At 63.2% G+C, this 13,556-nt stretch carries 12 protein-coding genes and 1 pseudogene; 6 read left to right on the top strand and 7 right to left on the bottom strand.

The window, feature by feature from the left end:
* Window positions 1-23: 23 nt before the first annotated feature.
* Window positions 24-863, top strand: coding sequence for a polyphosphate kinase 2 family protein (locus AC5Y5C_RS04150; protein ID WP_499969207.1), 840 nt, complete (start codon window positions 24-26; stop codon window positions 861-863).
* 25 nt (window positions 864-888) lie between these two features.
* Here AC5Y5C_RS04150 and AC5Y5C_RS04145 read toward each other — a convergent pair whose 3' ends face one another.
* Both AC5Y5C_RS04145 and AC5Y5C_RS04140 read right to left on the bottom strand, forming a co-directional pair.
* Window positions 889-1,758 carry a cyclopropane mycolic acid synthase family methyltransferase gene (locus tag AC5Y5C_RS04145; protein ID WP_499969205.1) on the bottom strand — a complete coding sequence of 290 codons (870 nt, stop codon included), beginning with the start codon at window positions 1,756-1,758 and terminating at the stop codon, window positions 889-891.
* 74 nt (window positions 1,759-1,832) lie between these two features.
* A complete protein-coding gene (locus AC5Y5C_RS04140; protein WP_499969203.1) occupies window positions 1,833-2,492 on the bottom strand; it encodes a TetR/AcrR family transcriptional regulator in 660 nt (219 codons plus the stop codon).
* A 261-nt stretch (window positions 2,493-2,753) separates the two neighbouring features.
* Between AC5Y5C_RS04140 and AC5Y5C_RS04135 the strand changes: the two genes are divergently transcribed.
* Genes AC5Y5C_RS04135 through AC5Y5C_RS04120 form a run of 4 tightly spaced genes read left to right on the top strand, consistent with a single transcriptional unit; the run spans window position 2,754 to window position 7,751 of the window.
* A complete protein-coding gene (locus AC5Y5C_RS04135) occupies window positions 2,754-4,325 on the top strand; it encodes an amino acid permease (protein ID WP_499969202.1) in 1,572 nt (523 codons plus the stop codon).
* Complete coding sequence (locus AC5Y5C_RS04130; RefSeq protein ID WP_499969201.1) at window positions 4,325-5,158, top strand: urea amidolyase associated protein UAAP1; 834 nt, start codon at window positions 4,325-4,327, stop codon at window positions 5,156-5,158. The genes AC5Y5C_RS04135 and AC5Y5C_RS04130 overlap by 1 nt, the downstream gene beginning before the upstream one ends.
* A complete protein-coding gene (locus AC5Y5C_RS04125; RefSeq protein WP_499969199.1) occupies window positions 5,155-5,763 on the top strand; it encodes an urea amidolyase associated protein UAAP2 in 609 nt (202 codons plus the stop codon). Before AC5Y5C_RS04130 ends, AC5Y5C_RS04125 begins: the two co-directional genes overlap by 4 nt.
* Window positions 5,760-7,751, top strand: coding sequence for a 5-oxoprolinase/urea amidolyase family protein (locus AC5Y5C_RS04120; protein ID WP_499969198.1), 1,992 nt, complete (start codon window positions 5,760-5,762; stop codon window positions 7,749-7,751). Before AC5Y5C_RS04125 ends, AC5Y5C_RS04120 begins: the two co-directional genes overlap by 4 nt.
* 218 nt (window positions 7,752-7,969) lie before the next feature.
* Here AC5Y5C_RS04120 and AC5Y5C_RS04115 read toward each other — a convergent pair whose 3' ends face one another.
* From AC5Y5C_RS04115 to AC5Y5C_RS04105, 3 genes are all read right to left on the bottom strand, one after another.
* Window positions 7,970-8,839, bottom strand: coding sequence for a 3-hydroxybutyryl-CoA dehydrogenase (locus AC5Y5C_RS04115; protein WP_499969196.1), 870 nt, complete (start codon window positions 8,837-8,839; stop codon window positions 7,970-7,972).
* A 189-nt stretch (window positions 8,840-9,028) separates the two neighbouring features.
* Window positions 9,029-10,321: an isocitrate lyase gene (aceA, locus tag AC5Y5C_RS04110; RefSeq protein WP_499969195.1), complete on the bottom strand. Its 1,293-nt coding sequence runs from the start codon at window positions 10,319-10,321 to the stop codon at window positions 9,029-9,031.
* Between the two features lie 270 nt (window positions 10,322-10,591).
* Entirely contained in the window at window positions 10,592-11,356 is a 765-nt protein-coding gene (locus AC5Y5C_RS04105; protein WP_499969371.1) for an acyl-ACP thioesterase domain-containing protein, read from the bottom strand.
* A 149-nt stretch (window positions 11,357-11,505) separates the two neighbouring features.
* Between AC5Y5C_RS04105 and AC5Y5C_RS04100 the strand changes: the two genes are divergently transcribed.
* Window positions 11,506-12,501, top strand: a complete 996-nt coding sequence (locus tag AC5Y5C_RS04100) for a CPBP family intramembrane glutamic endopeptidase (protein ID WP_499969194.1) — start codon at window positions 11,506-11,508, stop codon at window positions 12,499-12,501.
* On the opposite strand, the pseudogene AC5Y5C_RS04095 reads toward AC5Y5C_RS04100, so the two are convergent.
* A pseudogene (locus AC5Y5C_RS04095) lies at window positions 12,495-12,635 on the bottom strand (MFS transporter); the annotation flags it as partial. The gene AC5Y5C_RS04100 and the pseudogene AC5Y5C_RS04095 overlap by 7 nt on opposite strands.
* Before the next feature lie 37 nt (window positions 12,636-12,672).
* Entirely contained in the window at window positions 12,673-13,476 is an 804-nt protein-coding gene (locus tag AC5Y5C_RS04090) for a GAP family protein (protein ID WP_499969193.1), read from the bottom strand.
* Between the last annotated feature and the right edge of the window lie 80 nt (window positions 13,477-13,556).

Below are 13,556 nucleotides of genomic sequence, written 5' to 3'. Positions count from 1 at the left end.
CGACCTCGCTAGGGTCACACGGCATGACCCCCAGGATCGACACGTCCGCGCTGCGCTACCGACCCGGCCTATCGTTCGCCGATATCGATACCCGTTCCACACCCGGGTTCGACGGGTCGCGAGAGGACGGCGAAGCCCTGCAGGCCGAACTGTCCGAACGCCTCGGGGTGCTGCAAGAGATGCTGTACGCCAACGGGCGCAGCGGCGACCACCGCTCGGTGCTGCTGGTCTTACAGGGGATGGACACCTCCGGCAAGGGGGGAATCGTTAAACATGTTGTGGGACAAGTAGATCCGCAAGGCATTGAACATGCCAGCTTCGGGGTTCCCACCGAAGACGAGCGCAAGCACCATTACCTGTGGCGCATTCGCAACGCACTGCCGGCGGGCGGTCAGCTCGGCGTCTTCGACCGTTCGCACTACGAGGACATTCTGGTGGTGCGGGTGCACAGCCTGGTTCCGCCGGAGGTCTGGGGCGCCCGCTACGACGAGATCAACGCCTTCGAGAAGGAGCTGACCGAGGCAGGAACGACAATCCTCAAGGTCGCCCTCGTGGTATCGCTCGACAAGCAGAAGGAGCGCCTTGCCGAGCGGCTGGACCGTCCGGACAAGTACTGGAAGTTCAATCCCAACGACATCGACGAACGTGCGTTCTGGCCCGCCTACCAGGACGCCTACCAAGCAGTGCTGGAGAAGACGAGCACGGAATACGCGCCCTGGCACGTCATCCCCTGCGACCGCAAGTGGTACAGCAGGCTCGCGGTTACCGCACTTCTCGACGAAACACTGGACGGCCTAAATCTCTCGTGGCCACCCGCCGATTTCGATATCGAGGAACAGAAACGCCGCCTCGCGCAAGCGTGAGACGGCGTTTACCTGTTAAGTATCGCTATTTGACCAATGTGAACTGACCGACGTTGGTGATACCGCGGCGGAAGAAGTCCGCGCAGCCCGTCAGGTACTTCATGAAGCGGTCGTAAACCTCTTCAGACTGAATCCTGATGGCTTCGTCGCGGCGCTGTTCAAGATTCTGGGCCCAGATATCCAGGGTCTTCGCGTAGTGCGGCTGCAGCAAATGCGTACGCTCAAGCGTGAACCCGGATTCAGCAGCTAGTTTCTCGATATCTTCGACCGCCGGCAACTGGCCACCGGGGAAGATCTCCTCGCCGATGAACTTCATGAATTTCAGATCACTGATGGTGAGTGGAATTCCGTTTTCCCGGAAGAATTTCTGGGTGTGAGCCAGAATGGTGTGCAGGAGCATTTTTCCATCTGCCGGAAGAATGTCATATGCACGTTCAAAAAAGATCGGATAACGCTCGGACTTGAATGCCTCGAATGCGCCAATCGTGACAATTCGATCGACTTTATCGTTGAATTCTTCCCAGCCCTGCATACGAATATCTGCGGTACGGCCGGTCTCCTCGGCCACCCTCGCCAGCCGCGTGCGGCTGTACTCGCTCTGATTCTTACTCAGGGTGATACCGACGACGTTCACGTCGAACTTCCGCATGGCGCGCTCCAGGCAGGCGCCCCAACCACAGCCGATGTCCAGCAGCGTCATCCCAGGCTCGAGGCCAAGCTTGCCGAGCGCGAGGTCGAACTTCGCCAGCTGCGCCTCGGCAAGGGTCAGGTCGTCACGCTCGAAGTACGCGCAGGTGTAGCCCATGGTTTCTTCATCAAGGAAAAGGCCATAAAATTCGTCCGAAATGTCGTATATGGACTGAGATTCCTCGTAGTACGGCTTCAGATCGGACATTTACTGCAGCACCTAATTCCCATCACATTTTGGCTATTTTGTACTGGACGGCACCCTAGCATGGTCAACTGTGCCTACCTCTTAGGAACGGCCACCGGCCAGCCCAGCTGTCCCAACAGCGCTCTAGCCGCCCCCTCGACCTCTTCAGCATCCCCCGTGACCCCCAAAACACGCAAGGTTGCGTCGGCCAATGCCTCCGGAGCGATCGAGTCTCCGTCGGCCCGGAGCATGATCACCGACTCGACGAGCCGGAAGGGCAAGCGCTCGACCCCGTCGCGGATCATATCCGCGCGGCATGCGGATGCGGCCAGATCCTGATAATGCGTGCGGAGCCGGTCCCGCTTGCGCCGGAACGCCACGAATCGATCGGCGCGCAGATCGGGTAATAGATAGAGAGCCCCGAGATTCCACCGGCTCGCCGCCAGCTGGGAGGCGTCGGCAAGCGCGAGGGCATACAGCCGCACGACTGGGGGCTCCGGGCGCTCCGCGATGAGCGCCGCGTAGTGCAGCGGCTGGTCGATCGTCATCGCCAGCAGCGCATCGAGGATGTCGTCCTTGGTCTTGAAGTGGTAATACAACGAGGCCTGCTGCACGCCCACTGATTCGGCGATGCGTCGGGTGGTGGTTGCCGCGAACCCGTCGGTGGTGAACAACTCGGCCGAGGCATCGAGGATTTCGTCGCGAGTCGTGTTGCCCTCGCGAATGGGACTGATACGCCGCGGTCGCCCTGACATTGTGCCGACCCTTCCATGTACCCCTCGGCAACGCCCCCATTCCATGACTTGGTGAGCGTTTCGTCATTGCTCCGACATCTGCGCAACGACAATGTTACACCGCGCCCACGTTCCGAAACGGCACTGTCACCCATGCGTACCGCCAGCCGGTCAGACTTACTTACCTATCGCATGACAGATATTTCTTCCCACATAGACGTGGGTTTTGCCAACCAAACAGGGCGCAAAACATGTTGCCCGAGGACCGACTTGGGAGTGCCCATGAACGCCCCGACGGCCACCGAATCCGCGGCCCGGTCCGCGGCCAGCATCGCCGGCAGAACAAACACAGACTCTGATGACCTTGCCGCGTTCGGCTACAAACCTCAGTTGCACCGGAGCCTTGGCAAATTCGCATCCTTCGCCGCAGGATTCTCATTCGTCTCGATCCTGACGACAATCTTTCAGCTGTTCGCCTTCGGGTTCAGCTTCGGCGGCCCGGCCTTCTTCTGGACCTGGCCGATCGTCTTCGCCGGGCAGTACATGGTGGCTCTGAACTTCGCCGAGCTGGCCGCGCGTTATCCGATCTCCGGCGCCATCTACCAGTGGGCCCGTCGACTCGGCGGAGCCGTGGTGGGTTGGTTCGCCGGCTGGTTCATGATCATCGCCCAGATCGTCACCGCGTCCGCAGCGGCGATCGCCCTCCAGGTGGTGCTGCCCACAATCTGGAGCGGATTTCAGCTCGTCGGCACGGATCCCTCGTTGACGAGTGTCAGCGGTGCGTCGAACGCCGTGCTGCTGGGTTCACTGCTACTGGTTGCGACGACCGCCATCAATGCCGTCGGCGTCAACTGGATGTCCCGGATCAACTCCATCGGTGTCACGTGCGAGATCGTCGGCGTCATCGCCGTGGTCGGCATGCTCTTCGCCAACGCGGAGCGCGGCCCGAGCGTGGTGCTGCACACCGGCATCCCGGAAGGATCAGCCGGCAGCGGATATCCGTGGGCGTTCCTGGCGGCCGGGCTCATGGCGGCTTACGTACTCGTCGGGTTCGGCTCGGCCAGTGAGCTCGCCGAGGAGACCCGTAACCCGCGCCGCGTTGCGCCGCGCACCATCCTGTCCGCGATCGTGGTTTCGGCGATCGGCGGCGCGCTGATGATTCTGGGCGCGTTGATGGCCGCCCCCAGCCTCACCGACGGTCAGCTCGCCACCGGTGGCCTTCCTTATGTATTGGATAGCAAGTTGGCCTCCCCATTCGGCACCCTGCTGCTCATCGACGTTGCGATCGCGGTGTTCGTCTGCACCCTCGCCATCCAGACAGCGGCCTCCCGATTGATGTTCTCGATGGCCCGCGACGGCAAGCTCCCGTTCTCCAATGTGCTCTCACACGTGAACCCGCGCACCGGCACACCGATCGCTCCAGCCGTGGTGGTCGGGGTCTGCTGTGTACTGATCCTGGTGGTCAACTTCGGCAACGCCGCGCTGTTTACCAGCCTATGTAGCGTCTGCATCGCCCTGATCTACCTGGCCTATTTGATGGTCACCACACCATTGTTGTTGCGCCGCTTAGGGATCGGCGGAAGTAAGTGGGACGCAAACGTAGGCCAGACCGACGCCGACGGACGTAAGCTCTTCTCGCTCGGACGATTCGGACTCCCGATCAACATCCTCGCCGTCGGCTATGGCGCCTTCATGGTCCTCAACCTGTCCTGGCCACGCTCGGCCGTGTTCGACCCGACGGGAGCACACCCCTATCTGGTGTGGATAGCTCCCATCTGCATCGCCGCGGTGCTCATCGCCGGGATCTTGGCCTATCCCCGGCGCACCGGTTCCACCACCGAGGAGGTCTCCTGATGACAACCGCGACCACCAAGGGAGCCCGGGACCACGCCCGCTCGCAAGCCGGCCAGATCACCGATGCGATGCCGGTGCTGCCCGCGTCCAACTGGCCCTGGGCCCCCGATGATGTCGATCCACTGACGCTCACCTGGGCCGAGACCATCCCCGGAGGCCGGTACGCCGGCAAGGTGCTCGGTCGCGGCACCCGGCTGCGACTCACCGACGTCACCGGCTCCGCGTGTGTGAGCATGGTGCTGCTGCGTGCCGACGCCCCATGGGAGCGGCTCAATGTCGCCGACACCGTCAAGGTTCCCTGGCAGGCATATCTCGGCACCGGACATCCGCTGCTCTCAGATCAGGGCCGGGTGCTGGCCACCATCGTCGCCGATAGTTCCGGACATCACGACACCTTCTGCGGAACGAGCACGTTGGCCGCGAACACCGCCAAATACGGTGCGGGTGAACTCTATTCATCGAGCCCCGCCGGGCGCGAGTTGTTCACGCTGGCCGCCGCCAAGCACGGGCTCACTCCACGCGATATCGGTCCGTCGGTGTCGCTCTTTCATGGCATACGCGCCGACTCCGACGGGGCGCTGCGCAGCGCCGGCACCGCGGGCCCAGGAGCCGCAGTGGATTTGCTGATCCACTTGCCGGTGATCGCTCTGCTGGTGAACACCGCACACCCCCTCGATCCGTCGGACACCTTCGACACCGGGCCCGTCCAGGTGCTGGCCTGGCCCGCACTCGACGAGCTGGTCGACCTACCCAACACAGACCCGGAATATCAACGCGCCGTCCTCAACACCGAAGACGCCTGGGCGGCGGCACAGAATGGAGATTCACTGTGACAAGCACGGTTCTCGATGAGGTGGTACCCGCACGGGCACCGTGGAGCGCCGTCGTCGCTGCGGGCGATGTGTTGACCATCATCGACCTGAAAGGCAACCAGGCCGTCGACACCTTGTTGTACTCGGCGGCCGATACCGCGGTGCGCTACTCGGCGCAGGCAACCATCGCGACGCAAGGAAACCTTTTTCTGCGCACCGGAACCGTACTGCGCGCCGAGGACGCCAGCCCGCTGATGACGATCGTCGAGGATGAGGTGGGCGGCCACGACACCATCGGCGGCGCCTGCTCCCAAGAATCGAACACCCTGCGCTACGGACACCACACCAAGCACCAACACGCCTGCGTGGAGAACTTCCTGCTCGAAGGTGCCAAATGGGGCCTGGGCAAGCGAGACCTGGTGTCCAACATCAACTTCTATATGAATGTCCCGGTGGACGAGGACGGGACCCTCGGCATCGTCGACGGCCTCTCCGCACCGGGCAAGAAGATCAGGCTCCGGGCCGAGATCGACACCCTGGTCCTGGTATCGAACTGCCCGCAGATCAACAATCCGTGCAACGGGTTCGATCCCACTCCGGTGCGGATGATGGTGGAGAGCGCATGAACACCGTCTCAGTCACGGCGCCCGGCATGCAGACCACGGTGCAAGACTGGCCGGGGCGCACCGGATACTGGCAGGTGGGCGTGCCGCCGTCCGGCCCGATGGACGACCTGTCGTTCCGGCTGGGCAATCGGGCCGTCGGCAACCCCGAGGGTGCACCGGGGCTGGAGGCAACACTCGCCGGTCCCACACTGCATTTCACCGCAGCGACCCTCGTCTGCGTGACCGGCGCACCCGCACTGGTCACCGTCAACGGGCGGCCGGTCCCCCAGTGGCGTGCCGTCACCGTTCCCGCTGATGGCACGCTCGCCGTGGGCGCCGCCGCAGACACCGGAATGCGGATCTATGTGCTGATCGCCGGCGGCATCGAAGTTCCCCAATTCCTTGGCAGTGCAGCCACCTTCACCCTCGGCGGGTTTGGTGGCCCGGCAGGACGCGCCTTGGCCGCCGGAGACGCCCTCGCGCTGAGTAGCTCCAATAGCTCAGAACTGCAATGCATTCCGGGCGCGGCACAGCCGGCGATCGGGCACCATTGGGAGCTCGCGGTCACCGAAGGGCCGCATGGCGCGCCCGAGTTCTTCACCCGCAGCGATATCGACGAGCTTTTGTCCACGGACTACGAGGTTCATTTCAACTCCGATCGCACCGGAGTGCGTCTTATCGGACCCAAACCGCAGTGGGCACGCACCGACGGCGGCGAGGCGGGGCTACATCCGTCGAACATCCACGACAACGCGTATTCGATTGGCGCTCTGGACTTCACCGGCGACACGCCGATCTTGCTGGGCCCCGATGGACCCAGCCTGGGCGGGTTCGTCTGCCCGGTTACGGTGGTCTCGGCCGACCGGTGGAAGCTGGGGCAGCTGCGCGCGGGCGACACGCTGCGGTTCATCCGAATCGAAGCCTCTCGCAGCGCCTCGCTGCGCTCGATCGGAATCGATCGCCGCGGGCACTGGCCCTCGGTGTTCTCCACCCACGGCGACGGCGACGACGGCGTGCTGGCATATCGGCCGGCCCGCGACGACGCGCCCACTATGACTTACCGCCGCAGCGGCGACGACAACATTCTGGTTGAATACGGCGACCTCACACTGGATTTAGCGCTCCGTGCGCGCGTCCACGCGTTACACCAACGGCTCGAGGACACCCATACCTCCGGGATCGTCGATCTGACGCCGGGTATCCGGTCGCTACAGGTGCACTTCGATCCCGACAGGCTCCCCATGGGCAAGGTGCTGGGACTACTGGACGATATCGACGAGCACCTGCCCGCTTCCAGTGAGCTGGTCGTGCCCAGCCGCCGGGTGGCCATGCCCCTTTCCTGGGACGATCCATCCGCCCGCGAAGCCATGGAACGGTATCGCCTCGGTGTGCGCGCAGACGCCCCCTGGATGCCATGGAACATCGAATTCATCAGGCGCATCAATGGTTTGGACACCGTTGATGAGGTGTATCGCACGGTGCACGATGCCTCATATCTGGTTCTCGGCCTGGGCGATGTGTATCTGGGCGCGCCCGTGGCAACTCCGGTTGATCCCCGGCATCGGCTCGTCACCACCAAGTACAACCCCGCGCGTACCTGGACACCGGAGAACGCCGTCGGCATCGGCGGGGCGTACCTGTGCATCTACGGCATGGAGGGCCCTGGCGGATATCAATTGGTCGGACGGACCGTACAGGTCTGGAACCATCGGCATCCTGACAATGCAGGCGCTTTCGAACCCGGAACACCCTGGCTGCTGCGATTCTTTGACCAGATCAGCTGGTACCCGGTGAGCGCCGAGGAGCTTCTCGAGCTGCGTGACGAACTTGCCACCGGACGCGGGAACGGCGGTGTCACGATCACCGAGGGTGAGTTCTCCATGGCGGAGTATTCAACGTTCCTTGCCCACAATGCGCCGTCAATAGACGAGTTCCGTGGCCGCCAGCGCACGGCATACGCCCTCGAGCGCGAAGCGTGGAGTACGGCGGGCGAATTCGCCCGGGTCTAGCAAGTGAACGCCCCGAACCCCTCGCTCGCGAATACCGGGGCGTGCCACTTTGCTGTCTGAATTAACCACCCCTGGCGATCTTGGTCAAGAGAAATGGGCACACTGACATTTCCTGCGGCCATGCGCCGACCTATCGCCGAACGCGCCGAGGGCACGTCGTACGCACACAATCGAGCTGAGATTTGTGCATATGGCGTGCCCTCCCGCAGTGCAGTGGCTTACTTGGCCTTGTACTCGTAGAACCCGATACCGCTCTTCTTACCGAGGCGCCCGGCCTCGACCATCCGGAGCAACAGCGGCGGGGCCGCATACAACGGCTCTTTGTACTCGTCGTACATCGAGTCTGCGATGAGCTTCAAGGTGTCGAGACCGACGAGGTCCGACAACCGCAGCGGGCCCATCGGATGCGAAAGTCCCGCCACGACGGCCTTGTCGATGTCTTCGACTGTGGCAAAACCGGATTCGGCCATCCGGATGGCTGCTAGCAGGTACGGAACCAGCAAGAAGTTGACCACGAAGCCCGATCGGTCGGCGGCACGCACGACCTGCTTGCCCAGTACCCCACTGGCGAAGGCCTCCGTGCGCGCGGTGGCCTCGGGCGTGGTCACCAGCGTCGAAATCAGCTCGACGAGCGGCAGCACGGGTACTGGGTTGAAGAAGTGCAGTCCGAGCACGCGGCCCGGATTTTTGGTTGCCGCAGCAATTTTCATGATCGGGATGCTGGAGGTGTTCGACGCGAGAACCGCATCGGGATCGGTGATCACCTCGTCGAGCTTGGCGAAGATCGAGGCCTTGATGGACTCGTCCTCGACGACGGCCTCGATGACGAGCTGGCGATCGGAGAAGTCGGTCAGGTCGGTGGTGAACTTCAGGTTGGCGACGGCGGCATCGCGCTCACGCTCGGTGATCTTCCCGGCGGAGACGCCGCGGTCCAGCGACTTACGGATCCGGCCTTCGCCAGCCTGTGCCAGCTCGGAGGTGGTCTCGAAGACCAGCACGTCGACACCGGCACGTGCCGACACCTCGGCGATACCCGCGCCCATCTGTCCAGCGCCGATAACTCCTACGCGCGTGATTCCATCCGTCATCTTCGTACTACTCCTGAACATCGTTGTTAGTTTTGACTTTCCAGCACACAGGCCCCGCCCAACGGGATACGTGGGCGGGGCCTGTGCTGTCAACTCAGTGGGTCACACCGAGAGTCTTGACGTGGGCGCATTGCCCGGCTAGAGCAGGCTTGGTGGCTCAGGTTGAACTTCTCCACGTCGCCTACCGGCTCAGTGGAACTGACCCTCTTCGGTCGAGCCCTTCAGCGCCGCGGTCGAGGTGTTCGGGTCCACGGTGGTGGCGATCCGGTCGAAGTAGCCGGCGCCGACCTCACGCTGGTGCTTGGTGGCAGTGTAGCCACGAGCCTCAGCCGCGAACTCGCGCTCCTGCAGGTCGACGTAGGCCGTCATGCCCTCGCGGGCGTAGCCGTAGGCCAGGTCGAACATCGAGTAGTTCAGGGCGTGGAAGCCGGCCAGGGTGATGAACTGGAACGTGAAGCCCATGGCACCCAGTTCCTTCTGGAACTTGGCGATGGTCGAGTCGTCCAGGGCCTGCTTCCAGTTGAAGGACGGGCTGCAGTTGTAGGACAGCAGCTGGTCCGGGAAGTCAGCCTTGACGGCCTCGGCGAACTTACGGGCGACCTCGAGGTCCGGCACACCGGTCTCCATCCAGATCATGTCGGCGTACGGGGCGTAGGCCTTGGCACGCGCGATACAGGGCTCGATGCCCTTCTGGATGTTGTAGAAGCCCTCGGTGGTGCGCTCACCGGTGACGAACGGCTTGTCGCGGTCGTCCACGTCCGAGGTGATCAGGGTGGCGGCCTCGGCGTCGGTACGAGCGATGACGACGGTCGGGGTGCCCGCGACATCAGCTGCAAGGCGAGCCGAGGTCAGGGTGCGGATGTGCTGCTGGGTGGGGATCAGCACCTTGCCACCGAGGTGGCCGCACTTCTTCTCCGAGGCCAGCTGGTCTTCCCAGTGGGTACCGGCGGCACCCGCGGCGATCATGGCCTTCTGCAGCTCGTAGACGTTCAGCGCGCCACCGAAGCCGGCCTCGCCGTCAGCGACGATCGGCACAAGCCAGTTGTCGACGCTGGTGTCACCCTCGACGCGGGCAATCTCATCGGCACGCAGCAGGGCGTTGTTGATGCGGCGAACAACGGCCGGCACCGAGTTGGCCGGGTACAGGCTCTGGTCCGGGTAGGTGTGACCGGAGAGGTTCGCGTCGCCGGCGACCTGCCAACCGGACAGGTAGATGGCCTTGAGGCCGGCACGGACCTGCTGCACGGCCATGTTGCCGGTCAGCGCGCCCAGCGCGTTGATGTACGAGTCGTCACCCTTGGTGACGCCTTCCCACAGGATTTCCGCGCCACGGCGGGCCAGGGTGTTCTCCTCGACGACGCTGCCCTGCAGCTCCTCGACCTGGGCGGCGGTGTAGTCGCGGGTGATGCCCTTCCAGCGAGGGTTGGTGTCCCAGTCCTGCTGGATTTCGGCCGCGGTGCGCGGCTTGCCGACATTCGACATTGGTGCTCCTCTGTTACTTGCCTGACGTTTGGCTGTCGCAGACAGATTGTTAACGCTCAGGCACGTTCACTGCGTTGACTGTTACGACGATGTCACAGACCATATGCGCAGGTCCACCCGTTCCCAATGCCAATTTTCGCTAGGTATTAACGAGCTATTGCCAACCTTGCGAAGCGGCTAATCGTACGCTCGTACTGTTGCTACCGGCCGGTAACCAACAATCCCCTGTTCAGAACGCTCGTACTGTTAAACGGCCGACGCCGTGTCTAGTTATCGAGCGAATATCGAGGCGAGAGCCTTCACCTCGTCGCCAACGACATATGTGAGCGTTGTAACACCGCGACCGGGGACGCCGAACTCGGTTCCGTCCTCGTAGACGTTGGTGATGATCTCGAGCTTGTCCCCTAGCGAAACCGCGGAGTCGTGCTCGAGGCTGACCCGATAGGGTGCGGTCCGGGTCTCGGTCTCCCTGGAGAGGTGATCCTCCACGATGCTCCAGTAAACGGAATTGTTCATGTGGTCGAACAGATCCATGTCGGTGAACCGCACCGGGAAGTCCCGGATATCGGTCGCGGTGTCCCGGCTACCGGGCTTGTTGTAGGGCTTCCACCGCAACCGGTCCACATCCGTGGTCGAGGCGACGGTGGCCAGGAAGTCGTCTTCGATACGTGCCGGCCCCTGGGTTTCGCGGCTGACGTGAATCCAGAATGCCTCGGACTCCACCAGTCCCCCCTCGCGACCGTCGAGCCGTACCCGCATCTGGCACCACCGATTGGACGTGGCCGAGCACCAGCGGCGCAGCCACAGCGCCTCCCTGAAATCGATGGGCTTGATCACGTCGATCATGGTGCGGCGGACAACCCAGTGCGGGTGGGTCTCCTCGGCCTCCACCCCGCGCAGGTGGTCCTGCCCGATGTCCTGGATATGCCGGGCGGCCCCGTCCAGCCGTAAACGCCCGTCCTTGTCGACGTCGGCGATGCGAACGGGCCAACGACCCTCGTAGACATGGGGATGCGCGTGCGGCACGGGCATCATGTCTTTGTCGAGGCCAGTGCTCGGTTCGGTACTCACGGAACGATCCTTTCGCGAGGCCACGCCGACTCCCGGCACGACAGAGAGCGCGTCAACCGCGCATTCCCCGAAAGTCATGGTCCCATAACCGCAACAGACCAGCTATCGACGGCATGTCACGGCGCATTCGACTGGTACCCAATCGATCTCACAATGTTCGGGCGCGGCCAGACAAGGAGCCCGTCTTCGGGCCATACGATCATCTGGTGGTGACCACCCGGGCGGGCCCCGACAGTTGGGGCGGCAGAGCGCTGCTCGCGGCCGCCGGCCTGCTGTTCACGATCTCCATAGGCGGGCTCGTGATCACGGGGCACACTGCCGTCCAGTTCTCCTCGGACAAGGGGGCCCAGCCGTATCCGCTATGGATGCCGTTGACCTCGTCCCTGATGGTGCTGCTGCTCATCCGCCTGGTGCCCGTACGTCTGGCAGCAATAGACCCGCTCGCTGACATCGATCGAGAGCGCCTCACCCGCGAAGTGTGGGTGCTCATAGGTGCGGCCGTTGCATTCCCCGCTCTCGTCGTCGCGGCGGCGGCGACCGGGATACCGCGGGATGCCGTGTACAGCCCAATCAAGGTACTGATGTTCCTGGTGATTCCGCTGCTGGCGTTCCGCGTCTTCCGCGGCGGTGCACCGCAGGCGCCAAAGGCGCGGTGGACTACCCGATTGGACCGCACCCGTCTGCTGGCGCCGATCGTTCCGGTCGTCGCATGGATCGCGGTGGCTCGACTCGGCCCGCTCGCGCCGCCGGCCGTCTCCCTGGCGGGTCTGCCCGATCCTGTCACGATCGCCGTGGCTTCCCTGATCACACTGCTGACGGCGGGCGTGCTTGAGGAGGTGTTCTACCGCGGGTTTCTGCAGACCCGGCTGGAATCACTGGTTGGCCGTTGGCCGGCCATCGCGGCGTCGTCGGTCCTCTTCGCCGCGATGCACATTGCCTCACATGTACAGGTCAACACGTTGGCCGTGGACCTCGCGACGATCGTGGCGGTCCAAGGAACGTTCGGCGTTATGCAGGGCTACCTATGGAGCCGGTATCGAAATATCTGGGCTCCGATAGCCATTCACATCTTGGTCAACGTGATCTACCTCGACATGCTCATCAGCTGACGAGAGGCGAAGACCCAGCCGAACGCTACCGGCGTGTGTTCACCGAAGTAGTCACGGCACAGCGCAATGGTCGGCGGAACGGCAGCCACCCAATCCGGTCCGTAGAAGATGATGGATACCCACGTGGATGAGTCCTACCCACTACCGAAAGACGTTCCGGGGCAGCTGACGTTAGACGATGCCTACACCGGTCAGCAGTTGCCAGACCCCGACCACCGCGAAAAGGACGAGCAGCACCAGCTGCCGGTGGGCGAGGGCCCAGTTGTGGACTGGTTCGAGTACCGCTTGAGTTCTCGCCGGAGCGATCACGTAGCTGATGAGCGCTACCTCGAAAACGGCAAGCATCGCGAAGACGAAAACGACGGCAGCCAGAACTTGCGTGCCCATTGCGGTTCCCGAGCCGACGATGATGGTGTCGACGAGCAGGACCAACGGAGGCGGCGGCATGTATCCGATGCCGAGCACCAGCGCGACCCAGAGCGCACCGTTCTCCCAGGCACCCTTGCCATGATGGAGGAGACGCCGCAACTTCGACACCACGACACCAATCGCACCTCTGATACGGCCAACCGGCCGAGGTTCGGGCGTCGAATCCTCCGGATCTAGTACCAGAACCGACGAATCTCCGCCCGTGCCGGCGGCCACCGGCTGATTCTCTCGCCTGCGCGACCGAAGACGCGCCGCGATAAAAACGGCCGCCACGATGCACAGCACCCCTGTTCCCAGTTGGAGAGGCTTGACGGACGAGCCCGGCTCCGCCGTCGCAAGGTTCTTCGCGAAGGACGCAAAACTCGGTACGAGATGCAATGCGAAAAGCGCAACAAGGAAGGACGGCACATTCACGATCAACGCACCAACCCAGAACGCCAGGAGATTTTGCACCGGCCGAGGGCGGGAGATCACTACCAAAATCAGTCCGAGCAGCACCGGATTGAGTGACATCAAAAATGCCAACCCCAACAGTTCGCGCCACATATCGGTAACCCTACTCTGTTTGCTCGCGAATGGCAGCGCCAGCAGAAATGCCATGAATTACGCTGCGTACATTCGTGAGA

The sequence above is a fragment of the Mycobacterium sp. NGS15 genome, assembly GCF_059813245.1.
This window is presented reverse-complemented; position numbering and strand designations above follow the sequence as displayed.

What these genes read in the sequence shown, in the direction of transcription:
- AC5Y5C_RS04145 (WP_499969205.1), bottom strand. Translation starts at nt 1,758, where the DNA reads ATGTCCGATCTGAAGCCGTACTACGAGGAATCTCAGTCCATATACGAC.
- AC5Y5C_RS04140 (WP_499969203.1), bottom strand. Translation starts at nt 2,492, where the DNA reads ATGTCAGGGCGACCGCGGCGTATCAGTCCCATTCGCGAGGGCAACACG.
- AC5Y5C_RS04100 (WP_499969194.1), top strand. Translation starts at nt 11,506, where the DNA reads ATGTCACGGCGCATTCGACTGGTACCCAATCGATCTCACAATGTTCGG.
- AC5Y5C_RS04135 (WP_499969202.1), top strand. Translation starts at nt 2,754, where the DNA reads ATGAACGCCCCGACGGCCACCGAATCCGCGGCCCGGTCCGCGGCCAGC.
- AC5Y5C_RS04115 (WP_499969196.1), bottom strand. Translation starts at nt 8,839, where the DNA reads ATGACGGATGGAATCACGCGCGTAGGAGTTATCGGCGCTGGACAGATG.
- AC5Y5C_RS04105 (WP_499969371.1), bottom strand. Translation starts at nt 11,356, where the DNA reads ATGATGCCCGTGCCGCACGCGCATCCCCATGTCTACGAGGGTCGTTGG.
- AC5Y5C_RS04120 (WP_499969198.1), top strand. Translation starts at nt 5,760, where the DNA reads ATGAACACCGTCTCAGTCACGGCGCCCGGCATGCAGACCACGGTGCAA.
- aceA (WP_499969195.1), bottom strand. Translation starts at nt 10,321, where the DNA reads ATGTCGAATGTCGGCAAGCCGCGCACCGCGGCCGAAATCCAGCAGGAC.
- AC5Y5C_RS04150 (WP_499969207.1), top strand. Translation starts at nt 24, where the DNA reads ATGACCCCCAGGATCGACACGTCCGCGCTGCGCTACCGACCCGGCCTA.
- AC5Y5C_RS04130 (WP_499969201.1), top strand. Translation starts at nt 4,325, where the DNA reads ATGACAACCGCGACCACCAAGGGAGCCCGGGACCACGCCCGCTCGCAA.
- AC5Y5C_RS04090 (WP_499969193.1), bottom strand. Translation starts at nt 13,476, where the DNA reads ATGTGGCGCGAACTGTTGGGGTTGGCATTTTTGATGTCACTCAATCCG.